The sequence below is a fragment of the Candidatus Schmidhempelia bombi str. Bimp genome, assembly GCF_000471645.3.
In the GTDB taxonomy this organism is placed as follows: domain Bacteria; phylum Pseudomonadota; class Gammaproteobacteria; order Enterobacterales; family Orbaceae; genus Utexia; species Utexia bombi.
The window spans coordinates 1-26,691 of the sequence record NZ_AWGA01000033.1 but is presented as its reverse complement, the minus strand read 5'-3'; the positions used below and the strand labels follow the sequence as shown (position 1 = coordinate 26,691).

Here is a 26,691-nt window from a genome sequence, read left to right as displayed (position 1 = left end):
TTAATTCATCAAATTTATCTTTGTTCACTCTAATAACAATATCAATGTCAGAATTCCTGTTTCGCATGCTCGATTTCATATTTATAAAAGATATTTTTTAAATTATGTTTGTAAAAATAGCATAATTAAATTTAACTTAATAAATAACTAAAATTGAATTGTTATCTTTATCGCTTAATTAAACGAATAGTATATGAATAACATAGACAATTTATCTAAATTTTAATCAACTATTGATTGACACTAAATCGATTATTTGTTAGAAATAGAGTATATTTTTTAGGTCGCTTTTTCGAGATAATTAAATGGTTAATTTTGCTTATTTACTCATTAGCCTACTCCTCGCATTAACTTGCGCGGGTTGCTTATGGGTAAAAAGTGAGATGTAACAACACTAATTAGTCATTAACAAACCCGCATGAATATGCGGGTTTTTTTTTCCCCATGCATGCGTAAACTAAACTCAAAAGGAAGATAGATATGAACGATCGGGTTATCATTTTCGACACAACGTTACGTGATGGCGAACAAGCATTACAGGCCAGCTTAACAGTAAAAGAAAAACTTCAAATTGCATTAGCACTTGAGCGCATGCGTGTTGACGTGATGGAAGTGGGCTTTCCTATCTCATCACCTGGTGATTTTGAGTCAGTGCAAACCATTGCACAGCATATTAAACATAGCCGTGTTTGCGCTTTAGCGCGTTGTGTTGATAACGATATTGATGTCGCAGCTGAGGCTCTAAAGGTTGCCGAAGCCTTTCGAATTCATACTTTCATGGCAACCTCAACATTACATGTACGCGATAAATTACGTATGTGTTTTGATGATGTGATCGCACATGCCACTAGATGTGTAAAACGCGCCCGTCATTATACCGATGATGTAGAATTTTCTTGTGAAGATGCAGGACGGACCCCGATTGACAATTTATGCCGCATTGTTGAAGCAGCCATTACCGCAGGTGCAACCACAATTAATATTCCTGATACTGTCGGTTATACCGTTCCCTATCAGTTTGGGCAGATTATTCATACGCTATTTGAGCGAGTGCCTAATATTGATAAAGCCATTATTTCGGTCCATTGTCATAATGATTTAGGGATGGCGGTTGCCAACTCTATCACCGCCCTACAAGAAGGCGCTCGTCAAATCGAAGGGGCGATGAATGGATTAGGAGAACGAGCAGGTAACTGTGCTTTAGAAGAAGCGATTATGGCGATTAAAGTGAGACAAAATATATTAAATGTTCATACCAATATTCAACATCATGAAATTTATCGTACAAGTCAGATCGTAAGTCAAATAACCAATACGCCTATTCCAACCAATAAAGCCATTATTGGTAGCAACGCCTTTGCTCACTCGTCAGGTATTCATCAAGATGGGGTATTAAAGAATCGTGAAACTTACGAAATTATGACGCCAGAATCCATTGGATTAAATCAAACCCAATTAAATCTTACGTCCCGATCGGGGCGCGCCGCCGTTAAACATCGCCTACAAGAATTAGGCTATCAGGAACAAGACTATGATTTAGATCAAGTTTATAGTGCGTTTTTGACCTTAGCGGATAAAAAAGGTCAAGTGTTTGATTACGACTTAGAAGCCCTAGTGTTTATTCATTGTTTACAAGATGAAAAAGACCATTGGCAATTAGATTATTTTAATGTGCAGTCCGGATCAACCGTGGAATCAACCGCCTCCGTACGTTTAGTCTGCGATGGGGTGACACAATCTGATGCAGCAACGGGTAATGGACCGGTAGACGCCGTCTATCAAGCGATTCATCGCATTACCGGTGTGGAAGTGACCATTGTTAAATATCAATTAGCGTCGAAAGGTCAAGGTGAGAATGCCTTAGGTCAGGTTGATATTGTTACCGAATATAATGGTCGTTGTTTTCACGGGGTGGGGATAGCAACAGATATTGTCGAAGCCTCAGCCAATGCATTAATTAAAGCCTTAAATAATATTTATCGAGCACAGCTAGTCGAACAGCAAAAACAGCGTTTGCATTGTTCATGATAAGTTATAGCTGATTAATGATTAGGCAAAAATTTTTATCGTTATAACATTAATTTTTATTTCAATAACTATATTTAATAAAGCGAGGAAGAGTATGTCACACACTTATCATATTGCCGTGTTACCTGGTGATGGTATTGGTCAGGAAGTGATGAAACAAGCATATAAAGTACTACACGTTATTCGAGAAAAATATCAATTATCTATTACCACCAGTGAATATGAGGTCGGTGGTATCGCTATTGATAGGCATGGAACACCGTTGCCAGCGATGACGTTGGAAGGCTGTGAGAAAGCCGATGCGATATTATTTGGATCTGTGGGCGGACCAAAATGGCATAATTTACCACCAGACAGTCAACCAGAACGCGGCGCCTTATTACCATTACGTAAACACTTTAAATTATTTGCTAATCTGCGCCCAGCTCGTCTTTATGCAGATTTAGCCGAATTATGCCCACTCCGTGAAGAGATCGCAAAACGTGGATTTGATATTTTATGCATGCGAGAACTCACTGGTGGCATTTACTTTGGTTTACCAAAAGGACGAGAAGGGCAAGGACCACAAGAGCGCGCTTTTGATACTGAAATTTATTATCGTTTTGAGATTGAACGCATTGCAAAAATGGGGTTTGAGGCCGCTCGCTTACGTCATAAAAAAGTAACGTCTATCGATAAAGCCAATGTTTTACAAACGTCACTATTATGGCGGGAAGTAGTCAATGATATAGCTAAACAGTATCCCGATGTCACCCTTGAACATATGTATATTGATAATGCCACCATGCAACTAATCAAAGATCCAGCACAATTTGATGTCATTTTATGTTCCAATCTATTTGGTGATATTTTATCCGATGAATGTGCAATGATAACGGGTTCAATGGGGATGTTGCCTTCTGCCAGTTTAAATGAACATGGCTTTGGACTCTACGAGCCTGCTGGCGGTAGTGCGCCGGATATTGCGGGTAAAAACATCGCTAATCCAGCTGCCCAAATTTTATCATTAGCACTATTAATGCGTTATAGCTTAAAACGTGACGATATTGCTTCTGCCATTGAGAATGCAGTAAATAAAGCGTTAGCTAATAACTATCGTACTATTGATTTAGCTAGAGGCGATCACTATGTCTCAACCGATAAGATGGGTGATGCCATTTGTCAATTTATCTAATGTATTTAGCCTGCGCAATGATCTTGAACAATGGAGGATTTAACGCAGGATATTGAGTTCATAGTGATCCATGATTGCATAAACAAAAACAGAAAGGAAAAGTGCAATGTCAACAACACAGCCAAAAACACTATATCAAAAATTATATGATGCGCATATTGTATATGAGGCACCGAATGAAACACCTATTTTATATATTGATCGCCACTTAGTACATGAAGTCACTTCACCACAAGCGTTTGATGGTTTACGAGCGAAAAATCGCCAAGTTCGCTGTCCAGATAAAACTTTTGCTACGATGGATCATAATACCTCTACCAAAAGTAACGAGTTAAGTGCTTGCAGTGAAATGGCCCGTGTTCAATTAACTGAATTAGCAAAAAATGCCAAGGAATTTGGAATTTTACTTTATGATATCCAAAGTCCTTTACGTGGTATTGTCCATGTGATGGGTCCTGAGCAAGGGATGACGTTGCCAGGCATGACCATTGTTTGTGGTGATTCGCATACTGCAACACATGGTGCATTTGGTGCATTAGCTTTTGGAATTGGGACATCGGAAGTAGAACATGTATTAGCAACCCAAACCTTAAAACAAGGTCGAGCTAAGACCATGAAAATCGAAGTAACAGGAAAAATAGCACCAGGAATTACAGCAAAAGATATCATCTTAGCGATTATTGGCAAAATTACCAGTGCGGGCGGTACGGGTTATGTGGCTGAATTTTGTGGGGATGCAATAAAACAGTTATCCATGGAAGGTCGCATGACTTTATGTAATATGGCGATTGAAATGGGCGCTAAAGCCGGGATTATTGCACCAGATGAGGTGACCTTTGACTATTTACGTGATCGCCAATTTTCGCCTAAAGGTCAAGATTTTGAACGCGCCATTGATTACTGGCAAACACTACATACAGATGAAGATGCCGTTTTTGATAAAGTGGTCACTTTACGCGCAGAAGAGATTGCACCGCAAGTGACGTGGGGTACCAATCCTGGACAAGTTATCGCCATTGATCAAGCGATACCCAATCCCAATGATTTTTTCGATCCTATTGAAAAACAGTCAGCAGCACGGGCTTTATCCTATATGGGATTAACTCCGGGTACGAAAATGGAAGATATCGAAATTAACAAAGTTTTTATTGGTTCTTGTACCAATTCACGTATCGAAGATTTACGTGCTGCGGCTGAAATCGTAAAAGGTCGACATGTCGCACCAAATGTACAAGCACTCGTGGTCCCCGGATCAGGACCAGTCAAAGATCAAGCAGAAGCAGAAGGACTCGATAAGATCTTTATCGATGCGGGGTTTGAATGGCGTTTACCTGGTTGCTCCATGTGTTTGGCGATGAATGATGATAAATTAGTCGCAAATGATCGATGTGCTTCTACCAGTAATCGTAATTTTGAAGGACGACAAGGACGCGATGCCAGAACCCATTTACTGAGCCCGGCAATGGCAGCGGCAGCGGCAATTACGGGGCATTTTACTGATATACGTAAACCGTTTTAAGGAGCATAATAATGAGTAAATTTACCCAACACACTGGTTTAGTGGTACCGCTTGATGTAGCCAATGTTGATACGGACGCCATTATTCCTAAACAATTTCTACAAAAAGTCACGCGTTCTGGATTTGGCAAGCATGTATTTCATGAATGGCGTTTTGTTGATGATGCTGGTTCACAACCTAATCCACAATTTATTTTAAATCAACCTTGTTACCGCGGCGCCAGCATTCTTTTAACCCGCGAAAATTTTGGCTGCGGTTCATCTAGAGAGCATGCGCCTTGGGCACTTATTGATTATGGCTTTAAAGTTATCATTGGTTGTAGTTTTGCTGATATTTTTTATAATAACTCATTTAATAATCAATTACTGCTAGTGACATTATCTGAAGCAGAAATAGATGAGTTATTTCAGTTAGCCGATCATCATCAAGGAATCAAGTTCACCGTTGATTTAGAAAAACAACACGTCTTAGCTGATGGTAAAGTGTATAACTTTAAAATTGATGCCTTTAAACGTCACTGTTTATTAAATGACTTAGATAATATCGGTTTGACCTTACAGCATGCTAACGCAATCAGTGAATACGAAAAAAATATTCCTCCATTTTTAGCTTAATCAATTATATCTATAATAAAATCAATAACCATTTGATTTTATTATAGAATAACCGTTTTATTCATGATATATAATCTTGCAAGGATATTATAATCCGTAACATGCACATTTATCTTATCAACGATTGAATAAAAACTTATTTATAGCATTTTTAGTGCCGTAGTTTGCTGCTTTTATCATATAAAAATAAACAGAATATCAATATACGTTAGTGCTATTATGATTTATCTAACCAATTAACTTATTGTGGTTATTTAAGGGTAATACTAGCTTGGTGATTTCTACCATACACGTTAAGATAAATTAAAAATATAACATTGATCACGAATTGGCTTGAAGTAAAATTGAGTATTCGTTAGTCTATATCAATTAGTTGATGATTAAAAAATCATGCTGTTTGACGCTATTTTGACTTTCCCTATATCCCGCTTATTTCACTTTTGTTAATTCATCATAAGTTAGTCCTATCACGTAAACCACTAAATAAATTTGATGCTAAAATAAGTTAATGCTCAACATTTATGCGAGTTTCTTATATACTAACGAGTATTGATAAATTAATTAAATTAATAAGAGGTTCACAATGGAAAAAACGACTAAACAATCATTTCAGGATGTTCTAGAGTATGTACGTTTGTCACGTCGTCGTAACAAATTAAAACGTGAGATTGTGGATAACGAAAAAAAAATTCGTGATAATCAGAAACGAGTTATGTTACTTGAAAATTTAAGTGATTACATTAAACCAGGAATGAGCTACGAAGAAATCATGGCAATTATCGCAAATATGAAAAATGATTACGATGATCGTGTTGATGATTTTATTATTAAAAACGCTGAGATCTCCAAAGAGCGTCGAGATCTATCTAATAAAATGCGTGCTATGAGTAACCACTAATATTACGTCTATTTTCCTCCATATAGTTATAAGCGACATAAATTCTATTTTATGCCGCTTTATATTCTAGTTATCTTTGCCTTATCAGCTTATTATTATCGATTATCAAAATAGTTAAGTTAATTAAATCGCTACGTAGCTACCTATTGGATTTAATGGTATTAACTTTATCCACCAGCCAGCTTAACTTTATACCCTTTATGCTCTAGTAATGTTTTTAGCATATCTCGCTTATCGCCTTGGATCTCAATCTGTCCGTCTTTTACGCTGCCGCCACAGCCACACCGTTTTTTTAATTCTGCCGCTAACTGATTTAATTCAGTAGTGGTTAAATCTAGGCCGGTAATTAAACAGATACCTTTACCTTTACGACCCGCGACTTGACGTTGAATACGTACAATACCATCACCAAGTGGTCGGATTTTTTCTACCTTTTCCTGTTTAATTCGTCCGATATCAGTCGCATAAACTAAAGGATTATCATTCATAGATTAACGCCTCCTTTATCATTATCCAATACATGATAATGATCGATATAATATTAACATAAGCGCTATTCTACCCGAAAAGTTCTGCTTTTTCTGATTCTTTTTATAAATCCATTTAGCAAATATATGATTAGCAATGACAACCGAAACAACTTAATTATAAACATGCACCTAAAGGTATAAATATCAACAAGCCCGCACAGGTAATGATGTTACTCGTAATAAATAGGGTAAGCTAAGGATAACGATACCCTCCAAGAATCGATTATTGTCGTTTTTCTCTCGCAATGATAACTACAATCACGATTCAGAAAATAATCGATAACCGGTTGTTACTAAAGATATGATTACCGTTATCCTTATTCGCTTTAATGGGATTGATTTAATACTAATGAAGCCATTATTTTCTTAAGTTCATTAGCCGGATCGCTTGCACGGGTAATCGGTCGACCTATGACTAAAAAATCGGAACCAGCCGCCATCGCTTGCGTTGGTGTCATAATACGGCGTTGATCATCTGCTTTTGCCCCTTCAGGACGAATACCTGGTGTGACCAATTTAAAATCTTGACTTAAATTTGCACTAAAATGGCTGACCTCTTGTGCCGAACACACCACGCCATCAAGCCCATTATTTTTGGCCAATAGTGCTAAGCGTGTCGCCTGTTCTAATGGGGTCGCATTAATGCCTAATTCATTAAGATCGCCTTGTTCCATACTGGTTAACACCGTTACCGCAATCAGTAGCGGGGCATCTTTACCAAACGTTGAAAGCGCTTGTTTAGCTGCATGTAGCATTCGACTGCCCCCTGAAGCATGTACATCCACCATCCACACGCCTAAATCAGCCGCGGCCGCCACTGCTTGGGCCACCGTATTAGGAATATCATGGAATTTTAGATCAAGAAAAATATCAAAGCCTTTTTGCTGTACTTTCTTGATAAAATCCGGCCCACCGTGTGTAAATAGCTCTTTGCCAATTTTTAGACGGCAATCAGAGGGCGATACACGATCGATAAATTCCCATGCAGAACGAGTATCTGAGAAATCAACAGCAACAATAACGGGTGAAGACATATATTTATTCCTATTTTTATTCTATTACATCAGTGTTAGATTAAGCTAAACAGTAGCTATTTGTTAGCCACATTGCATAGTGACTTACACTAAAAAATGTATACGGTTAAGTTATAAAATGATTTTAACCGCCATCAAATCGATCAATATGAGTTGTATCACCATTAAAAATCTATCTCATTTTATTAAGAATAAAAATGATTAAATAGAATACTCAACGATAAACATCCAAACGCTCTTTTAATTATGCCGGCTATAGCAAACACCGATAGTAGACCACTCAACTTATTGGACAAATTGCATAAGATCACGGTAAAGTATGTTAGCGCTGGCATAATAACCGTCTTTAGTTAAATGTACGTAATCGCTTCTCGCTAATCCTAACATATACCATTTTTCTATAATACAATTCCCGCCCATTGCCGTTTGCCAATCCCAATAAAGTAATTTCTCTTTTTTAGCAACGGATTGCTGTATTTTTCTTATCATTTGATAATTTTGCGGTAATCGATCTTGACAGTTCTCGCTGGTCGATTTAGATAACATCGTATCAGGTGCACTCATTAATAATATGGCCGCCTTAGGTAACCTTTCTCGAATATGGCGAATGTTAAGCAATAATGTACGCTCAAAGCTATCAATACTCTTCGGCGAGTCAAAAGATTCATTGGTACCATACTCTAAAATCACTAAATCACTTTGTGTTGCAGATAGTTCAGATAACCATTGAGGAGACCAACGTTGCCATATGGATAATTTAGCACCATTACCCGCAATCGATGACAAAATAACGCCAGAACGATTCATTTTCTGTAACCAAAAACTCCCTATTTCTACGCTTTCTGGTTGTGCCTCAATACGTAGCGGCATGGTAGTAATAATATTGACACTTTGCCATTGATACAAATTACTTTTTAACTTCAAATCAAGCGGTGTATTATTCGCATCAAAAGCCTGAATCGTATTATATTTTAATGGCTTGATCATCATTTTGACTCGCCAAGGCTGAAAACGCTCAATATTTTTGGGAATAACTTGTAAATAACTTCCATTATCAATAGGCATAGCAATATACCCCCCCATAACAAAATCTTTGTCTGTGACAAAGCGGCTATTAAAAAGTCGCCAATTTCGCGTTTTCCAACTGACCGCCGTGTGATTTTGTCCAGAAACAAACATCGGGGAAATCCAGCCAATACCTGCATCCCCAAAGCGATTTTGTAGCAATTCTCGCAATTTACCGGTAAAGAAATCGGCAGCAGAATGTGAATCGCCAAACGTAATAATATTTAATGTATTATTATGAGGTGATTTATTCTCTAATGCCAAGAATCGTCGTTTTAATTCGATGGCATTCGGATCCCCAAAATCAACAATTCCTCGATATTCATTATCATTAAATACTACGTTTTTTTCCTGTGCTTGGCACACTGCTAGAAAAACGGTCATCATCCATACAGTGCATAGTTTTGTTAAAAATTTATTCATCCTTATCCTCTTTCACTTTGGGCTGAATAACTAATTCAGAGATAATTCTTTCTGCGATGATACGCTGTCCCGCTCTTGAAAAATGAATACCATCATTAATACGTACTTTTATATTGCCACGAGAAGTGGTGATAAAATTCATATAATGTTCATCGCTACACCCCAGCAGTTCGCTAGTAGGTATATAACGTGCACCAAATTTAGTCACTTCTGATTGATATAATGTGTTTAAATATAACATATCATCATGTAATTTAACTTTTTTCATACACGGCACACCAAGCCAAATGACTTGCACTTGATGTTTTTCTGCCGCGTCTAAGATGCGAACGATACGACGACGATAGATTTCCTCCCATTCTACCGTTTTAAATTTAACATAATTTTTTCGTCCTTTTATTGGAAAACTCCAAGGATCATTAGGTCCTAAAAAAACCACCATGATTTTAATCGTTGGATCGGTCTCTAATGTTTTTTCCACCGTTTGTGGCCAATCAAAAGCACTCGGGTAACTTAACCCCGTACTTTGCTTGCTCAGATCAATACCTTCAATTTTATATTTTTTATATAAGGTACGTTTAACATGAGGAGCAACGCCTTGCATAAGTGAATCACCGACGAAGAAGAGTTTATCACCTTCTTGTATAAAAATCGTCCTTGACTCTGTTTCAGTTATCACTTCAGATGGTGGCGATGCTATAATCTCTTCGCCCTTATTTAGCTGCTCAACGGGTTGCCCTGCTTGTTGATAAGCACTGCTTATACTCTGAGAAACATCGTTAATGTCGGGCGTCGATGTGAGTACGATTTCAAGATCGGAGTGTTGCGGCACTTGGTTATGTTTTTCTGTCGCAATCAGGGGTTTGCTCGATGATTTACCATTGGTATAGAACAATAAAAGATTAGAGTTACTTATCATATTATGATTCCAGCGCAATAAAATATTTTCATAATAAGTAACTTTATCAGATAACATATTGGTGATGTGAATACCACTGGTTAACCAACCAAACTTTTGGTATAGCGCCGTTTTTTTTAACGCCAACAATGGTATATCCGTATGATGAGCTTGTTGCCAATATATTTCTATTGGGCGTTGATATAGATAACATAAACCAAGAAAAATAGTGATTAATATCGCAAAAACTTTCGATATTGCCATTATTTTCTCCTTAAAAAGCCGCATAAATAAATTGAGGGATCCCCGGTGGAGCGAAATGAATAACTAACCACATAATGAAGATCAAGAGTAATGAAATACAGAACCATGGCAATTTAGATATTAATTTTTCAAAATAGTGAGGAAGCTGTGACCAAAAAGGGTAAAAACAATATATAATAAACAGCAAAATAATCAGACCAATAGAGTTGAATTTCATACTGATACCATGGTAATTGTGAACCAATGCTAACAGATATTCAAATGCCTCTTTAACACTATTACTACGAAAAAACACCCAAGCAAAACAGACATAATGCAATGTAAATAATTTTGCTAATAAAGTTGAAGATCGGATAATATAGTCTCTCCCCAAATAGCGATCCATTATATTTAATATAACCATTCCTATACCATGAATAGCGCCCCATAGTATAAAATTTAATCCAGCACCATGCCAAAGGCCAGATAATAACATTGCGATAAATACATTACATTGGGTGCGACTAAAACGCCCCCGATTTCCACCTAATGGAATATAAATATAGTCACGAATCCACGTTGATAAACTGATATGCCAGCGTTGCCAAAAAACCCGTAAATTAGTAGCTAAATAAGGTAAATTAAAATTGATCGGTAATTGAAATCCAAGCAATAAGGCTATTGCGGTAACTAAATCGGTATATCCAGAAAAATTGAGGTAAATTTGAATCGCATACAGGTATAACACCAATAATAGATCAAAACTATGATATTCCATGGGTGTTGCAAAAACGGGATCAATACAGTAGTTAGAAAGAGCTGAACTTAGCCAATACACCTTTATGATAGCCAGTAAAATTAGGGTCATAGCACGGTAGGGGGCAAAGATATAGCGTTCTTTTTTCGTGCAAATTTGTGGCAATAATTGACTTGCGCGATTAATAGGTCCAGCAATAAGGCTAGGAAAAAAAGAAAGAAATAAGGCAAAGTTAAAAAAAGAGACAGGACGTATCTCTTGGCGATAAATAGAGACTAAATAGCTTATAGAGTGGAAAGTATAAAAAGAGATACCAATCGGTAAAATGATTTCAATATTGGGGAATGATAGTGACCAATTTAAGGTATATGAAAGTTGTTGCAACACCTCGCGAAAAAAATCAAAATATTTGAAAAGGGCTAAATTAGCTACCGCCACCATAACAGAGATGGTTAACCAACGCTTTTTATATTGGCTATGATAAATGAGTTGCGATAAGATATAAATTATTATTGTGTATCCCGCTAAAACTAATGCAAAAGAGAGTTGAAATAACCCAACCAAGCTATAACTAGCTATTAATATTAGCCAATTTTGTACCGCGATACGTTGCTTAAATCCCCAATAAACGGCAAAAAAAAGCATGAAAACAATGGTAAATTCAATAGATAAATAGCTCACAGTTTCCCTTTTAAAATCCGACTAATAAGCCAACATATTGTTATTTTTCTTATTTACACTTATTACCAAGCACGAATTAATGTAAAAAGATTATTACTAAAAATAGATTTTACACTATTTTATCTATTTTTACGTAAAATGAATACATTAATTAGGTCTATTATAAGATTTTAATTTTAATTCAGATTGGGCAAGCATATTAGCTAAGATAAGCTCTTGATTTAAACCAGAAATGGTTTGTAACTGCCATTTTACTTGGTGCCAGAGATGATACCAATAATAGATTTGCTCAATATCAAAACGCGCAATAAGCCGTATCAGTGGCACTTTATCGCGATTAGTAACGAATTTTCCTGCACGATTTTTAGCTTTGACAGCATCAAGTAATAAAGAACAAAACCACGTTATTTTTATTTTAGATTGCGGTGTATTGATTCGTGCTAATAATGACCAAAATTCACCTTTAGATAAACATTCACTTAAATGTTCACAAAATTGTTCTCTAAGTTGCCAGTTTTCAGTATTTAATAACTCGCTGGCCGCGAGCGGGGCATTATTATTTAATAATAATGCGGTTGCTCGTTGATTTTCAGTATAATTTGGCTGACAATGTTGTAACCATGCCATTGCTTGTTCTAAGCTGGGTGGAGCCAGATAAAATAACGAACAGCGGCTGCGTAAGGTTGCCATCAATTGCTGAGGATTACTTTCGGTTAAGATGAAATAAGTATCGCTAGGCGGCTCTTCCAATGTTTTTAATAAGGCATTGGCAGCGGCTTCGGTTAAATCCGTCGCTTGTTCTATCCAGATAAGTTTAGTACCGCCCTGCTGAGCATGCTCATACACTTTATCTGTTAATTGGCGTATTTGTTCAACACCTATCTGTTTTTTATCTTTTTCTGTCTGTATATGATAGTAATCGGGATGGTTGCCCGCCTTAAACAGTAGACAACTATGACAATGCCCACAAGCAGCTTCCCCCCTAGGCGTTAAACAGAGCAGGCGACTAAAAAAACGTTGCAATAATAGCGACTCCCCGCTCCCCGCCACATAATGAATTAACCAAGCATGATGTGCTCGCCCTATCAATAATGGTTGGACTAATTGATGATAAGCCTTATCAAGCCATGGATAATATTTCATGTTTATCATCCATTTAACCAGTCTGATAACGCTGTTTGAATAGCTGCCGTCACCTTTTCAAGAGATTGCTCGGCATTAATGACAACAATACTTTGATCTTGCTGGGCTAATTGTTGATAACGGGTTCGCACACGGTCAAAAAATTCCAGTGATTCCTGTTCAATGCGATCCAATTTACCGCGTTGTTTAGCACGTTCTAAGCCAATTTCTGGCGATAAATCTAAATAAAGCGTTAAATCTGGTTTAAATGATCCTAATACACTGTTTTTTAACATCTTAATGAGGGCTGAATCTAATTGTCTTCCCGCCCCTTGATAAGCCTGTGTCGAAAGATCATGTCGATCCCCTATGACCCATTTACCGGCTTTTAAGGCCGGTTTTATCACATTATCAACCAATTGAATCCGCGCAGCATACAGCATCAGTAATTCTGCTTGATAAGTTAAAGGCTCATTATCTACACTATCTTTTACTAACGTACGCAACGCTTCGGCCAATGGTGTCCCTCCAGGCTCACGAGTAAATACCAAATCATGAATCTGATATGCCTGTAATTGTTGTGCGACTGTCGCGATTGCTGTTGTTTTTCCAGCGCCTTCCAGCCCCTCAACAACAATAAATTTCCCTAATGATATCATGCTTGACCTTTAATTACTGCTTTGCTTACGCTTGTTTTCTAAATATGCTTTTACGGCTTGGTTATGCTCGTTTAAATTTTTACTAAATACATGTCCGCCTTGACCATCTGCAACAAAATACAAGTATTCGCTCTGTGCGGGGTGAGCAGCTGCAAATAGTGACGCTCGACTAGGCATGGCGATGGGGGTTGGTGGTAATCCAGAAATAATATAAGTATTATAGGCATTATTATCCTGTAGATCACGCCGGCGAATACGACCATCATAACGATCACCAATGCCATAAATAACCGTCGGATCGGTTTGTAACTTCATATTACGATTCAGTCGATTAATAAATACAGATGCCACTAAATTACGTTCGCTATCAACCGCCGTCTCTTTTTCGATAATCGATGCCATAATTAATAATTCATAGGCTGAGCGATAAGGTAAATTAGCTTCTCGATCTTGCCAAACTGCTTGGAGTTCATTAGACATGCGTTGATAGGCCCGTTTTAAGATAGCAATATCCGTTGAATTGGGCGTATAGTAGTAAGTATCAGGATAGAACCACCCTTCAATATTACCGCTTTCGATCCCTAACTTCTCAGCTAATTGATTAAAACTTAATTGCGGATCAAGTTCCAGTGCTAGTAAAGGCAATGTTTGCAATTTTTTTAGCCAATCTTTTGCCTTAGATCCTTCAATAAACTGAACCGATAGTTGCACTTCTTTACCGCTATTAAGTAACAATAAAAAGTCACGCAACGTCATATCATTACGTAAACGATAAGTCCCTGCTTTAATATGACGTAAGTCCGGCTCTAAACGGATCAGCAGCGGTAACCCATAAGAATATTTAAACAATTTTTCTTGCTCAATGCGATCACTTAACGCCGCCATCCCCATGCCCCGTTCAACCACAAATAATTGTTCAGAGGTCGCGAGTTGAATCGGTTGTTTTACCATACTCTGAATATAGATGAAAGCCGTACCTATAGCTATTGCAGCTATTACTATTAAAAAGAGAATTATTTTAGTCAATCGTTTCACGGTTATTTGGATCACTTTTCTACTATTTACGGTGATGTTTATTGTACTAAATCACGCCTTACCGTGCACCTTTATTCAATAACGTTAATGCAATGTTAAATAACATTAACTTTACCACTCTACTATATGCATTTTTTGTAAACAATTTGCGCTCGACTTGTCAATCGTGTTAATAATTCATAAGCACTAATGCCCGTTAAATCAGCAATTTCTTCAACCGGTAGATCGTGATTCCAGAAAATAACGTCATCACCTATACGGTATTGACTATCGGGTCCTAAATCAACCATGATCATATCCATTGCGACTCGGCCAACAATTGGTTTACGCTGTCCATTAATTAATACTGGCGTACCACAAGGAATATTGCGCGGATAACCATCACCATACCCCATTGCTACCACCCCAATTTGGGTATCTCGCTGACTATGCCAGATTTGTCCATAACCAATTCCCTCACCTTTTAGCTGCTTACGTATCGCGATTAATTCAGATTTTAGGGTCATGACAGGTTGTAAACCTAACTGAGCCCCAGTGCCTTTACCTATTTCGTGATAACTAAACGGTGATACGCCATATAACGCTAAGCCTGGTCGTATAACATCTCGATAAGAAGCTGACCACGCCAATTGCCCACCAGAGGCAGCAAGTGATTGTAAACCAATGCACGACCTATCACCCAAGGCAGAAATAAAATCATCAAATACAGCAATTTGCGATACTGTATCGGGCTGATCCAGTAAATCGGCATTACAAAAATGTGAAATTAGATTGATTGGCTTAGCAACTGAGGCACACTGTTGTAATTGTTGAAAATAATTAATGGCATCTTCAGCACGAAACCCTAAGCGGTGCATACCCGTATCTAGCTTAAACCACACGGTTAATGGACGCGTGGTTTTTAGTTTGTGTAACATTGCTATCTGTTCAGGACAATGTATCACTGGTTGTAACGCATAGCGTTCCAATAAAGAGAGATTATCGTGATGAAAGAAGCCTGCTAAGATGATAATCGGCGCAGTTACCCCGGCACAGCGCAGCTGTAATGCTTCACTCAGGCGAGCCACCGCCAAATAATCGATATCCCCCTGTAAAAAACGGGCCACCTCAATCATACCATGACCATAAGCATTCGCTTTCACGACTGCGGCCAGTTGACAATTTGGCGCCTGTGCTTTGCATAAGTTGATATTGTGCTTCAACGCTAAAAGATTCACTTCAATGGTCGCAATAGACATTGCTCATCCTCGATTTACGTTTATTCATCATCAAAATAATCAGCGTTAGCATAGTTATCAAAACGAGACCATTGCCCCTGAAATTTTAATCTTACTTTACCAATTGGGCCATTACGCTGCTTACCAAGTATGATTTCTGCAATACCTTTATGATCAGAATTTTCATGATAAACTTCATCACGATAAATAAACATAATCACATCCGCATCTTGCTCAATTGAACCGGATTCTCGTAAATCAGAGTTAACGGGCCTTTTATCAGCTCGCTGCTCAAGACTACGATTTAACTGGGATAACGCCACCACTGGCACTTCTAATTCTTTAGCAAGGGCTTTTAATGATCGCGAAATTTCGGCTATTTCCAGCGTACGACTTTCGGATAAACTCGGTACACGCATTAACTGTAGATAGTCGACCATAATCATGCTTAGACCGCCATGTTCACGATAAATACGTCTAGCCCGTGAACGCAATTCCATTGGGGTTAAACCAGAAGAGTCGTCAATATACATGTTTTTCTTTTCCAGCAAAATACCCATAGTGCTAGAAATGCGGGCCCAATCCTCGTCATCTAACTGCCCTGTTCGAATACGGGTTTGATCGACGCGAGATAAGGAGGCAAGCATACGCATCATAATTTGTTCAGCAGGCATTTCTAGGCTAAAGATCAGTACTGGCTTATCCTGCATCATGGCGGCATTTTCACATAAGTTCATTGCAAATGTGGTTTTACCCATAGAAGGACGGGCGGCAACAATGATTAAATCTGAACGCTGTAAGCCCGCTGTCTTTTTATCAAGATCGACAAAACCAGTCGAAACACCGGTTACGCCATCGTGTGGTCGCTGAAAGAGTTCTTCAATACGAGCAACGGTTTCTTCCAGTACAGTTGTAATACTTTTAGGACCTTCGCCACTTGTCGCCCTCTTTTCAGCAATCTGAAACACCTTAGTCTCAGCGTAATCTAATAAGTCTTCACTTTCACGTCCTTCTGGTGAATAACAGCTATCTGCAATATCGTTAGACACAGCGATTAATTCACGCATTATTGCCCGCTGGCGAATAATATCCGTATAAGCATTAACATTGATCGTGCTTGGGGTATTTTTTGACAATTCGGCTAAATAAGCAAAACCGCCAACATCCGTTAATACATCCCGCTGCTCTAGATTTTCTGATAGCGTAATTAAATCTATAGGCACACCTTTCGTGACCATCGATTGCATTTCACGAAAAATAATTTGATGATGACGCGAATAAAAATCATGCTCAGTAATGCGCTCAGCAACATGATCCCAGCGTAAATTATCTAGCATTAGGCTACCTAATACGGCTTGCTCGGCTTCAATGGAGTGCGGAGGTACTTTTAAATTGTGTACCTGCGCATCTTGTTTACTCCGATGATAAGTCTGTTTGGTTTTCTCTGTTGCCATAACTGTGTGTCATTTCTTTAAAAATAAAAGTTATCCAAATAATTCTATCCATTCCTAGCAGAATAGATAGATTATGTCAGATAGAATAAGGAAAATAAATTTCCATAATAAATCCAATAAAACATCAATATAATTAAGCAATACGTTTAACAAATTGCTTAAGTTTAACGCCAAGTAGGTATAACGCACTAAAATACGTTATGATTCCCGCCATGACTAAAATCAATAAACGTCCTAACCTTGATAACATGCTCCCTGTTGACCACGCAGGCAACCAATGCATGGTAAACCAAAGGACTATCGCCATACTTATTACTGCTATAGTTACTTTGATTAGAAATAGCCACCAACCCGATTGTGGTTGATATAACTCTTTTTTACGTAATTGCCAAAATAGTAAAGCAGCATTAAAACAAGCTGCAAGTCCAATAGATAAGGATAAACCGGCATGTTTCAATGGTCCGATAAACATTAAATTCATCACTTGCGTTAAAATTAAGGTGATAATCGCAATGTTAACGGGGGTTTTTATATCTTGCCTTGAGTAAAAGGCTGGCGCTAACACTTTAATTAAAATTAACCCTAATAATCCAAAAGAGTATGCAACTAGCGCTTGTTGTGTCATTAAGGTATCAGTTAAAGTAAATTCACCATATTCAAATAATGTTGCAATTAAAGGACGAGATATAACACCTAAAGCAACGGTCGCTGGAAGCGCTAATAAAATACATAACCGCAGACCCCAATCCAGTAACTGCGAGTACTGTTGGTGATCGCCCGTAGAAATACAGCGAGACAGTGAGGGTAATAAAATCGTACCTAATGCCACACCAAGCACCCCCGCCGGAAACTCCATTAATCGATCCGCGTAGTACATCCATGAGACTGAACCTGAAATGAGAAACGAGGCAAAAATAGTATTAATAATTAATGAAATTTGACCAACCGAAACCCCTAATAAGGCCGGTCCCATCTGCTTTAACACACGCCAAACCCCTGTATCATGTAAATTAATACGGGGTAGAACTAGCATACCTATTTGTTTTAAATAAGGTAATTGATACAGTAATTGCAACACGCCACCCACTAATACCGATATCGCTAACGCCAATACCGGTGGATGAAAGTAAGGCGATGCCAATAAAGTAAAACCGATCATGCTAATATTGAGTAAGGTCGGTGCAAATGCCGGTACGGAAAAACGATTCCACGTATTAAGTATCGCCCCCGCTAATGAGGCTAATGAAATTAAAAAGATATAGGGAAACGTTATACGTAACATAGTAACGGCTAGCTCAAATTTTTCTACGGGTTCGGTAAAACCTGGGGCCGTGATATAGATAACGATTGGTGCCGCAATAACACCTACCGCCGTCACCAAGGCTAAGATTAACGTTAATAAGCCAGAGACATAAGCAATAAAGGTCTGGGTTGCTTCATCGCCTTGCTGGCTTTTATATTCAGCCAATATAGGTACAAAAGCTTGAGAAAATGCGCCTTCAGCAAAAATACGCCTTAATAAATTAGGAAGTTTAAAGGCAACAAAAAAAGCATCAGTTGCCATCCCTGCACCAAAATAACGGGCAATAATCGCATCACGAATAAATCCAAGTATACGAGAAAATAACGTCATTGAGCTGACTGTTGCTAACGATTTTAATAAATTCATAATTCAGTCTTATATGATGGAATAAGTATTGGTAAACGTGTGACATCTGATCTGCTGATATTCGGCACTATTATCTTTTTCATCCTAGTGCTCAAATCAACCTCATTTTAGCATATTCTCAACGTAAATATCAGGGTAACTAACGAGGAATTTTTTATGAATAACAAAAATGATAAAAATTAAAAAACCTACAAGCTTGATGTTGTAGGTTTTTCTGGCTAAAAATAAAATTAATGTAATTCAATTACATCAAATTTCACATCAGGGTTAACATCCGCATCATAATCAACACCAGTTAAACCGAAACCAAATAGACGTAAAAATTCATCTTTATAACCTTGATAATCGGTTACTTGATAGATAGTGTCATCTGTCACTTTTGCCCAGATATCACGACATGCTTGTTGTACTTCTGGACGTAATTCCCAATCGTCTAATCTTAGACGGTGCTTGTCATCAGTTGCAGGCTCACCTTGCGCATATAATTTGGTCGCAAACATACGCTGGATCTGCTCAATACAACCTTCGTGAATGCCCATCTCTTTCATCACTTTAAATGACATCGCAATATAAAGTGGCATAACAGGAATGGCCGATGAAGCTTGTGTCACCACCGATTTCAATACCGCGACATAAGCATGACCGCCTTTAGCGGATAATTTAGCATCTAATGCCTGTGCGGCGCGATCTAAATCTTCTTTCGCTTTACCTAACGTACCATGCCAGTAAATAGGCCAAGTTAATTCAGTACCAATATAAGAGTAAGCCACCGTTTGGGCATTATCTGCTAATACTCCCGCGTCGGATAACGCATTTATCCAAAGTTCCCAATCTTGACCGCCCATAACTTTAATGGTATCGGCAATTTCTTGTTCATTTGCTGGCTCAACCGTCGCCTCAACTAAGACATCTTTATTGGTATCCAATGCGACTGATTTATATGGCTCACCAATTGGTTTTAAACTAGAACGCACCACGTCGCCTGTATCTGGCATTTTACGTACAGGGGACGCTAATGAGTATACCACTAAATCAACTTGTCCTAAGTCTTGTTTAATTAGATCAATCACTTGTTGACGACACGCATTAGAAAATGCATCGCCATTAATGCTTTTAGCATATAACCCCGCTGCTTTTGCGGCTTTATCAAAGGCGGCCGAATTATACCAGCCTGCTGTTCCTGGTTTGGATTCCGTACCTGGCTTCTCAAAAAATACACCAATTGTTGCCGCATCAGAGCCAAAAGCAGCATTAATCCGTGAAGCTAAACCATAGCCTGTCGATGCCCCAATAACTAATACTTTTTTTGGACCGTTGGCTAATTTACCTTTTGATTTTACATAAGCAATTTGTTGGTTAACATTTTCAGCACAACCAACTGGATGGGTTGTTGTACAAATAAAACCACGAATTTTTGGTTTAATAATCATAATTATATCTCAATCATCTTCTGAAAAATACCCGCCTATATCCTGTATCAGCCATAGCACATTAACAGCTAATCGATATAGGGGTAGAAAAAATAGCGATTAATTTTAGCACTTTATTATTATTGGCGCTAGAAGACCAATAAATTGCAAAAAGTGAAGAAGCACATAGCGTGGTCACTGTTTCGGCTTTAAAGATAGATATCTGATACAAAACCATATGAAGCACCACAACGTAACGTTAAGATTCAAATCGTAGCGCTCAAGCAAAAATCTTGCATAAAATGGGGAAGACTTATCGCTCATTTAAATAAAATTTATTTTTTGCGATTGTAAACATTTAGATGGCTAAGCTATTTAAATAATTAGCAAATTATAGAAATTTATCTGCCCCATAAAACTAAAATTTATGGTAAGAATTTGTACTATGAAAATCTATTTTTGTGCGTAAAGTATAGACATATTACTTGATACAGTTATTCTATTACAGATAAAAAATAGATAAATTAACTAGGAGGATAATATGGAACAAAAAATAGGTTTTATTGGTGTAGGCAATATGGGAATGGCTATGATAAAAGGTATGCTAGCCAGTCAAATCGTTAAAGCAGAACAAATCATTGCTTATAAAATGACGCCAGATAAGCAAAAACAGTTAGGAACAGATAAAGCAATGACTATTGCTACATCAGAAATTGAGGTCGCCGTAAAAGCCGATATACTATTCTTAGCCGTCAAGCCTAATGCTATCCTATCCGTTTTAGAAAAAATTAAACATGCATTATCAGCGCATACGGTCATTGTTTCTGTAGCAGCAGGTATTACACTTGCAGCAATGGAAAACGTGTTAGGCTCAAACTATAAAATTATTCGCACTGTGCCTAATACCCCAGCATTGGTAAATGCAGGGATGACATCAATCACAACAAATAAACAAGTCACCGATACAGAATTAAATACCGTTATCGCCCTCTTCAACGCCTTAGGCGAAACGGAAGTGGTCGCAGAAAATCTTGTTCATGCAGTAACAGGTGTAAGTGGTTCTTCACCTGCCTATGTGTTTATGTTTATTGAAGCAATGGCTGATGCGGGAGTATTAGCTGGAATGCCACGTTCCCAAGCGTATAAATTTGCCGCTCAAGCCGTGTTAGGTGCTGCGAAAATGGTGTTAGCTACAGGTAAACATCCTGGCGAATTAAAAGATATGGTTTGTTCACCAGGAGGCACAACGATTGAAGCAGTAAAAACATTAGAAAACAATGGGTTACGTACAGCCGTTATTGAAGCCGTAACCAGTTGTGTAAAAAAATCTGAGTCTATGTCAAATAAATAGCTATATGTTAATAATGCAAAGCCAGCTAAATGCAACGATAATTCGTTGCTTTTTTAAAGCGAAAATCTCTATGGCTATTCAAGCAATATAAAAAATATATTTGATCAAAGAGGCGGGCATCTTTTCATAAAAGTGAAAATAATAGTCGACCCATACGGGGATTAATCACTTAGTTAGGCTATAAGCAATATTGAAAAGACAAAAAAAATCCTTCACAAATTGTAGTGAAGGACATATAAAAAAGACAGTACAACAAGACTGGCTTTCTAACTTTAGAAAAGTTGGCTCCTCCAACTGGACTCGAACCAGTGACATACGGATTAACAGTCCGCCGTTCTACCGACTGAACTATGGAGGAATCAAAGTATGGCGCGTATAGTATAGATTTAATTTTATATTGTCAACAGTAAAAATGATTTCATTGGTTCTTTTGCTTTTAATTTGCTCAATCTAATTTATGACTAAAATTCGAATCATCTTAAATAAATGCGTTTGCCTTAATAATTGTTGTGGGTGCGAGCCAAGTCGTCCTTGCGGAATAGGTTGATTAAGCAGAGTATAGTATGTAATCCAATAAGGTAAAATTTGCTGTGTGGTACAATCAATAAAATTCATTGGATACAATGCAAAATAGTCACTATCCCGTTTAGTTTTAAACGCATATGTAATAAGCTGGCTGCAATATAACCCTTCTGCATCTGGATAGAAGCTATGATTATATGGGAGACCTAAGCAAGCCTTAGCACGAATTAGCGCATTTTTTATTGCCTTAGAATCATAAACAGTGCCAACGATATGATAATCACCATCAGATAAAAAATTAGCTAAGGATTGTTGTATTACGCCCTTTTTTTGTGTGGCTTCAATGATAGTATTATTACCCATATACAAACCAACATGATTAATGTTGGTTTGTATTTTTTTCATATTTAACACCGCCCCCGAACGACTAACGGCGCCATTAAAAGGGGTATGTGCTTTCTGGCTTTGAAATATAATATCGCCAGCATCAAGTTTATTCATCTTTTTGCTCGATAACGCCACAATATAAACATGATACAGCTTGCAAGTATAAATTTGAGTGAATCAAAGCCAATAAAAGGCAAATAACCAATTTTTATTGCTTGCGACAAACTAATCGATAAATACCCAGCTAAATAAGTAACACCAAAAACAAAAATTATTTGGTGAGCACAAGCAAATGCAATTAGTCCTAATACTAATTGCCGATCATATCCCTTTTCAGCGGCAAAACCGGCTAAATAAGCACTTACAATGAAGCCATATAAATAGCCTGAAGATGGAGACAATAACGCTGCAATCCCCCCACTGCCATTAGCAAAAACAGGTAACCCCATCGCACCAACCGCAAGATATTGTAAGAGGGCGAGCATACCTAAACGCCGTCCTAGAAATGCCCCAACCAATAATACAGCTAACGATTGAAATGTAAAAGGCACTGGCTCAGTAGGAATACTTACATTTGCCGACACGGCTAAGACTAATGTCGCACAAGTGGTAACTAATAATTTTTGTTGCCAAGATGTTAATCTAAACAAGGTTGAGATAAATACAGGATAACTCGTTATAAATTGTTGTTTCATAATAGCACGACCTTTATCAGTGAATAGACAGGTATAATAACCGAAAAAGTTTATTTGTAAACCCATTTAATAAAAATGGGTTTACATTCATAACATCTCACCGACGCTGCAAAATAACGCAATATTACCGTTATCACCGCAATCTATCATTTACGATATGCATTAAAAACAGAATATGACATTAATTAGCGCAAAAAAGGATTGGTTCTTCGCTCATCACCCAATGTTGACATAGGACCATGACCAGAAATAAACTGAATATCATCGCCTAATGGCCATAATTTTTGTTTAATTGAATGCATAAGATCTTGATAATTACCACGAGGGAAATCAGTGCGTCCAATACTTCCCTTAAATAATACATCCCCAACTAAGGCTAATTTAGTCGTTTGATTAACAAATACCACATGTCCTGGCGTATGACCAGGGCAATGAATAACATGTAACACTTGTTCACCTATTGCCAATACATCGCCATCCTTAAGCCAATGATCGGGCGTAAAAGCGCTTGCAAAAGGCAAACCAAATTGCGCCGCTTGAAGCGGTAAATTATCCAATAAAAATTGATCTTGCTCGTTTGGTCCATAAATAGCCACATTATAATATTGTGCTAATTCACTCGCTGCGCCGACATGATCCAAATGACCGTGTGTTAGTAAAATTTTTTCTATCATTACATCAAGTTGACTAATTAGTTTTTTTATTTGTGCACTTTCACCGCCAGGATCGACAATGGCGGCTTTTTTAGTTTTTTCACACCAAATTATGGTGCAATTTTCAGCAAAGCTGGTGACAGGAATTATTCTATATTGCATCTATATTGCCTCTAATATTCGCGCTAGTTTAGCGATGTTTAATTAAATTTCGCCCATCTGTCGCCTTTAATTGACTAAAGATTAGCACAGAACCACATGTGATCAAACCCAGTAAGATAAAACTAATTTTAAACGCTTTATCAACATCATGATGAAATAAGTCAACATGTTGACTAAAAAACTGCACTAAAACCGCCCCTAGAGCAACCCCAAAACTCACGGCTAATTGTTGATTGACCGCCATAAGACTATTACCACTACTTGTTAAATCGCCCTCTAAATTAGATAAAGTAATGCTATTCATCGCCGTAAATTGCAGAGAATTAAAAAAACCTAAAGCAAATAATAAGATGATATAGACAATTATCGACGAATCCTTTTGCAATAAAGAAAGGGCTATGATTGCTAACCCAGCAAATAACGTATTATAGATCAACACATGACGGTAACCGAAACGATTTAAAATTCGCTGTGACCATGTTCTCATAATCAATGCAGCGACCGCCATGGGTAATAATAAAATACCAGACTGAATGGCTGAATAGCCAAATGCAATTTGCAATAACAGTGGAACTAAAAATGGCGTGGCTGAAATGCCCAAACGACTAATTAAATTGCCCATAATCCCAATACGGAAAGTATGAATATTAAACAACGCTAATGGAAATATCGGATAGAGAGTACGGCGAGCATGTTGTAAATAGTAAAATAAGCCTATTCCCGCGAACACGAATAATAAAAGAACTAAATAAGTTAGATTATCATTAATTAATTCAAGTCCTAATGTCACACTCATGGCAGCAGAAGAGACTAACAATACACCAATAATATCAAAGGGATGAGACTTACCGTATAAATTAGGCATAAATTTTAATGCAGTAATAATACCAACTAACCCTATTGGTAAATTAATTAAAAAAATCCAATGCCAACTCATCATTTGTACCAAATAGCCGCCTAAAATCGGACCAATAATCGGACCGATCAACCCAGGAATAGTGGCATTATTTAACGCAGATAAAAGTTCATTACGTTTAAAGGATTTTATAATCACTAACCTTGAAACAGGAACCATCATCGATCCGCCCATTCCCTGTATTATGCGCCCCACATCAAACCAAATCAATGACGGGGATAAAGCACACGCTATAGATCCAAGTAAAAATAAAAATACCGCCAATACAAATACATTACGCGTACCTAATTTATCGGCCAATACACCACTAACAGGAATAAATAGCGCCAAAGTTAACACATAACTAATAATCGCGGACTGCATATTAAGTGGCGATTCATTGAGATCCTGCGCAATCGCTGGAAGCGCTGTATTTAAAATTGAAGTATCTAATGACTGCATGAAAAAAGCGGTAGCTGCAATCCAAGGAATAAATTTATATATGGTAGGTGATAAGGGTGGAGAACTAGACATAACTTATACCGAAAGTAACAATATAAATTAATTATATTTTTCTTTTTATAAAAAGCAAATTAAGGGCTATTACACTTTAATTAGGGCAATAAATCTTTTTCTTAAATTTTTAAACAAATGGTATCTATGATGTCTAAAAAATCGTGAAAGATAAAAAAACTATCCTTCAATTAACGTAATTAAAGCATTTCTAGCAAAAATAAGAAATTTTAGACCAATTTAAATAGGTTATATAACTTATCTCAAGATATCCCCACATAATCATAAAAAATAATTAACCTTATTTTACCTTTATATAAGCCGCGCTATAAATAAAATTAAGGTATTAAAAACAATATTAAGTGACAGAAATTTAAACAAAAATTTATTTAATCTATTTTAGCGAGCAAAACAATATAAAATATAAAGATTAAATTTTATTAAACACAACACTAATAATGTAATAAAGAATTCGACATCCTATAAAAAAAACGATATGGTTTCACTCAAAAGGCTTTTCGGAATAAGGAAAGAAATAACCATGACCATCAAAAAAATAGACGATTTCACATTTCCAATAGGCGAACAACCACTTAGTCAAGACGCCTATTATAAAGCCCTATCAGACGCAAACAGCGGTTTTTATCCTTTTGGTAGCAATGGCATATGGCATGGTGGTATCCATGTTGATGAACAGGTACTAAGTAAAATAAAATGTGACGATAAACTGCGCTGTATAGCACATGGCGAAGTAATTGCTTATCGCGTTAACGACGTTTATCCAAAGATGGTATACAACGACAATATTAAACTCGAAATCCCCTATCAAGCCCAGCAAAAAGTAGCATATTTTTCAACGGGTTTTACTTTAGTTCGGCACTATTTAGCTATGCCCAAGATAGGCATTTCAACTCAAGCGCCCCCGTCGATAACCTTATACAGTTTATATATGCACCAGCTTGATTGGTACTGTTACCAACAAAAAACACAAGAAAGTGGTAATCAAATTACCTATCCCCATTATTGGCAGGCTGTGTCAGGGATAGTCAATCAGGAAAAAGCCGACACTATTAAAGGCAGTGTA

At 37.4% G+C, this 26,691-nt stretch carries 22 protein-coding genes, 1 tRNA gene and 1 pseudogene; 7 read left to right on the top strand and 17 right to left on the bottom strand.

Features of this window, described 5'->3' with window-relative positions:
- Positions 1 to 480: 480 nt before the first annotated feature.
- From leuA to tmaR, 5 genes are all read left to right on the top strand, one after another.
- Positions 481 to 2,028 (top strand): 2-isopropylmalate synthase, encoded by a 1,548-nt coding sequence (leuA, locus tag O970_RS03280; protein ID WP_024495749.1) that lies wholly within the window; start codon positions 481 to 483, stop codon positions 2,026 to 2,028.
- 94 nt (positions 2,029 to 2,122) lie between these two features.
- Entirely contained in the window at positions 2,123 to 3,202 is a 1,080-nt protein-coding gene (leuB, locus tag O970_RS03275; protein ID WP_024495748.1) for a 3-isopropylmalate dehydrogenase, read from the top strand.
- 106 nt (positions 3,203 to 3,308) lie between these two features.
- Positions 3,309 to 4,721, top strand: a complete 1,413-nt coding sequence (leuC, locus tag O970_RS03270; protein WP_024495747.1) for a 3-isopropylmalate dehydratase large subunit — start codon at positions 3,309 to 3,311, stop codon at positions 4,719 to 4,721.
- A gap of 8 nt (positions 4,722 to 4,729) precedes the next feature.
- Positions 4,730 to 5,335, top strand: coding sequence for a 3-isopropylmalate dehydratase small subunit (gene leuD / locus O970_RS03265; RefSeq protein WP_024495746.1), 606 nt, complete (start codon positions 4,730 to 4,732; stop codon positions 5,333 to 5,335).
- Between the two features lie 583 nt (positions 5,336 to 5,918).
- Entirely contained in the window at positions 5,919 to 6,233 is a 315-nt protein-coding gene (gene tmaR / locus O970_RS03260) for a PTS system regulator TmaR (RefSeq protein WP_024495745.1), read from the top strand.
- Between the two features lie 167 nt (positions 6,234 to 6,400).
- On the opposite strand, the gene yciH is transcribed toward tmaR, so the two are convergent.
- From yciH to fabV, 12 genes are all read right to left on the bottom strand, one after another.
- On the bottom strand, positions 6,401 to 6,721 hold the full coding sequence (gene yciH / locus O970_RS03255; protein WP_024495744.1) for a stress response translation initiation inhibitor YciH: 321 nt from the start codon (positions 6,719 to 6,721) through the stop codon (positions 6,401 to 6,403).
- Between the two features lie 368 nt (positions 6,722 to 7,089).
- Positions 7,090 to 7,797 carry an orotidine-5'-phosphate decarboxylase gene (gene pyrF, locus O970_RS03250; protein ID WP_024495743.1) on the bottom strand — a complete coding sequence of 236 codons (708 nt, stop codon included), beginning with the start codon at positions 7,795 to 7,797 and terminating at the stop codon, positions 7,090 to 7,092.
- A gap of 285 nt (positions 7,798 to 8,082) precedes the next feature.
- On the bottom strand, positions 8,083 to 9,285 hold the full coding sequence (locus O970_RS03245; RefSeq protein ID WP_024495742.1) for a GDSL-type esterase/lipase family protein: 1,203 nt from the start codon (positions 9,283 to 9,285) through the stop codon (positions 8,083 to 8,085).
- The gene (locus tag O970_RS03240) at positions 9,278 to 10,447 is read right to left on the bottom strand and encodes an SGNH/GDSL hydrolase family protein (RefSeq protein WP_024495741.1); all 1,170 of its coding nucleotides are present in this window, start codon (positions 10,445 to 10,447) and stop codon (positions 9,278 to 9,280) included. The genes O970_RS03245 and O970_RS03240 overlap by 8 nt, the downstream gene beginning before the upstream one ends.
- A gap of 10 nt (positions 10,448 to 10,457) precedes the next feature.
- A complete protein-coding gene (locus tag O970_RS03235; protein WP_024495740.1) occupies positions 10,458 to 11,864 on the bottom strand; it encodes an MBOAT family O-acyltransferase in 1,407 nt (468 codons plus the stop codon).
- Positions 11,865 to 12,011: 147 nt separating this feature from the next.
- Positions 12,012 to 13,007: a DNA polymerase III subunit delta' gene (gene holB, locus O970_RS03230; protein WP_024495739.1), complete on the bottom strand. Its 996-nt coding sequence runs from the start codon at positions 13,005 to 13,007 to the stop codon at positions 12,012 to 12,014.
- 5 nt (positions 13,008 to 13,012) lie between these two features.
- Entirely contained in the window at positions 13,013 to 13,645 is a 633-nt protein-coding gene (gene tmk, locus O970_RS03225) for a dTMP kinase (RefSeq protein WP_036562522.1), read from the bottom strand.
- Between the two features lie 9 nt (positions 13,646 to 13,654).
- A complete protein-coding gene (mltG, locus tag O970_RS03220) occupies positions 13,655 to 14,680 on the bottom strand; it encodes an endolytic transglycosylase MltG (RefSeq protein WP_024495737.1) in 1,026 nt (341 codons plus the stop codon).
- 122 nt (positions 14,681 to 14,802) lie between these two features.
- Complete coding sequence (gene alr, locus O970_RS03215; RefSeq protein ID WP_024495736.1) at positions 14,803 to 15,918, bottom strand: alanine racemase; 1,116 nt, start codon at positions 15,916 to 15,918, stop codon at positions 14,803 to 14,805.
- A 20-nt stretch (positions 15,919 to 15,938) separates the two neighbouring features.
- The gene (gene dnaB / locus O970_RS03210; RefSeq protein WP_024495735.1) at positions 15,939 to 17,351 is read right to left on the bottom strand and encodes a replicative DNA helicase; all 1,413 of its coding nucleotides are present in this window, start codon (positions 17,349 to 17,351) and stop codon (positions 15,939 to 15,941) included.
- A gap of 133 nt (positions 17,352 to 17,484) precedes the next feature.
- Positions 17,485 to 19,020, bottom strand: coding sequence for a murein biosynthesis integral membrane protein MurJ (murJ, locus tag O970_RS03205; RefSeq protein WP_024495734.1), 1,536 nt, complete (start codon positions 19,018 to 19,020; stop codon positions 17,485 to 17,487).
- A gap of 230 nt (positions 19,021 to 19,250) precedes the next feature.
- A complete protein-coding gene (fabV, locus tag O970_RS03200; protein ID WP_024495733.1) occupies positions 19,251 to 20,450 on the bottom strand; it encodes an enoyl-ACP reductase FabV in 1,200 nt (399 codons plus the stop codon).
- 520 nt (positions 20,451 to 20,970) lie between these two features.
- Between fabV and proC the strand changes: the two genes are divergently transcribed.
- A complete protein-coding gene (proC, locus tag O970_RS03195; protein WP_024495732.1) occupies positions 20,971 to 21,780 on the top strand; it encodes a pyrroline-5-carboxylate reductase in 810 nt (269 codons plus the stop codon).
- Positions 21,781 to 22,062: 282 nt separating this feature from the next.
- Here the strand turns inward: proC and O970_RS03190 are convergent.
- From O970_RS03190 to O970_RS03170, 5 genes are all read right to left on the bottom strand, one after another.
- Positions 22,063 to 22,138: transfer RNA gene (locus tag O970_RS03190), tRNA-Asn, on the bottom strand.
- Between the two features lie 92 nt (positions 22,139 to 22,230).
- Complete coding sequence (locus O970_RS03185; protein WP_024495731.1) at positions 22,231 to 22,803, bottom strand: YiiX/YebB-like N1pC/P60 family cysteine hydrolase; 573 nt, start codon at positions 22,801 to 22,803, stop codon at positions 22,231 to 22,233.
- Positions 22,800 to 23,384 (bottom strand): biotin transporter BioY, encoded by a 585-nt coding sequence (locus O970_RS03180; protein ID WP_166667072.1) that lies wholly within the window; start codon positions 23,382 to 23,384, stop codon positions 22,800 to 22,802. Before O970_RS03180 ends, O970_RS03185 begins: the two co-directional genes overlap by 4 nt.
- Positions 23,385 to 23,569: 185 nt before the next feature.
- On the bottom strand, positions 23,570 to 24,199 hold the full coding sequence (locus O970_RS03175) for an MBL fold metallo-hydrolase (protein ID WP_024495729.1): 630 nt from the start codon (positions 24,197 to 24,199) through the stop codon (positions 23,570 to 23,572).
- A gap of 28 nt (positions 24,200 to 24,227) precedes the next feature.
- Positions 24,228 to 25,628 carry a DHA2 family efflux MFS transporter permease subunit gene (locus O970_RS03170; protein WP_024495728.1) on the bottom strand — a complete coding sequence of 467 codons (1,401 nt, stop codon included), beginning with the start codon at positions 25,626 to 25,628 and terminating at the stop codon, positions 24,228 to 24,230.
- A 520-nt stretch (positions 25,629 to 26,148) separates the two neighbouring features.
- On the opposite strand from O970_RS03170, the pseudogene O970_RS03165 reads away from it, so the two are divergent.
- Positions 26,149 to 26,691: pseudogene (locus O970_RS03165) on the top strand (hypothetical protein); the annotation flags it as partial.

Bases quoted from the DNA above. Each gene is read 5' to 3' on its own strand.
- tmaR (WP_024495745.1), top strand. From the start codon at position 5,919: ATGGAAAAAACGACTAAACAATCATTTCAGGATGTTCTAGAGTATGTA.
- dnaB (WP_024495735.1), bottom strand. From the start codon at position 17,351: ATGGCAACAGAGAAAACCAAACAGACTTATCATCGGAGTAAACAAGAT.
- O970_RS03185 (WP_024495731.1), bottom strand. From the start codon at position 22,803: ATGAATAAACTTGATGCTGGCGATATTATATTTCAAAGCCAGAAAGCA.
- fabV (WP_024495733.1), bottom strand. From the start codon at position 20,450: ATGATTATTAAACCAAAAATTCGTGGTTTTATTTGTACAACAACCCAT.
- alr (WP_024495736.1), bottom strand. From the start codon at position 15,918: ATGTCTATTGCGACCATTGAAGTGAATCTTTTAGCGTTGAAGCACAAT.
- yciH (WP_024495744.1), bottom strand. From the start codon at position 6,721: ATGAATGATAATCCTTTAGTTTATGCGACTGATATCGGACGAATTAAA.
- O970_RS03240 (WP_024495741.1), bottom strand. From the start codon at position 10,447: ATGGCAATATCGAAAGTTTTTGCGATATTAATCACTATTTTTCTTGGT.
- O970_RS03175 (WP_024495729.1), bottom strand. From the start codon at position 24,199: ATGCAATATAGAATAATTCCTGTCACCAGCTTTGCTGAAAATTGCACC.
- holB (WP_024495739.1), bottom strand. From the start codon at position 13,007: ATGAAATATTATCCATGGCTTGATAAGGCTTATCATCAATTAGTCCAA.
- O970_RS03170 (WP_024495728.1), bottom strand. From the start codon at position 25,628: ATGTCTAGTTCTCCACCCTTATCACCTACCATATATAAATTTATTCCT.
- O970_RS03245 (WP_024495742.1), bottom strand. From the start codon at position 9,285: ATGAATAAATTTTTAACAAAACTATGCACTGTATGGATGATGACCGTT.
- murJ (WP_024495734.1), bottom strand. From the start codon at position 19,020: ATGAATTTATTAAAATCGTTAGCAACAGTCAGCTCAATGACGTTATTT.
- leuA (WP_024495749.1), top strand. From the start codon at position 481: ATGAACGATCGGGTTATCATTTTCGACACAACGTTACGTGATGGCGAA.
- pyrF (WP_024495743.1), bottom strand. From the start codon at position 7,797: ATGTCTTCACCCGTTATTGTTGCTGTTGATTTCTCAGATACTCGTTCT.
- O970_RS03180 (WP_166667072.1), bottom strand. From the start codon at position 23,384: ATGAAACAACAATTTATAACGAGTTATCCTGTATTTATCTCAACCTTG.
- proC (WP_024495732.1), top strand. From the start codon at position 20,971: ATGGAACAAAAAATAGGTTTTATTGGTGTAGGCAATATGGGAATGGCT.
- leuB (WP_024495748.1), top strand. From the start codon at position 2,123: ATGTCACACACTTATCATATTGCCGTGTTACCTGGTGATGGTATTGGT.
- tmk (WP_036562522.1), bottom strand. From the start codon at position 13,645: ATGATATCATTAGGGAAATTTATTGTTGTTGAGGGGCTGGAAGGCGCT.
- leuC (WP_024495747.1), top strand. From the start codon at position 3,309: ATGTCAACAACACAGCCAAAAACACTATATCAAAAATTATATGATGCG.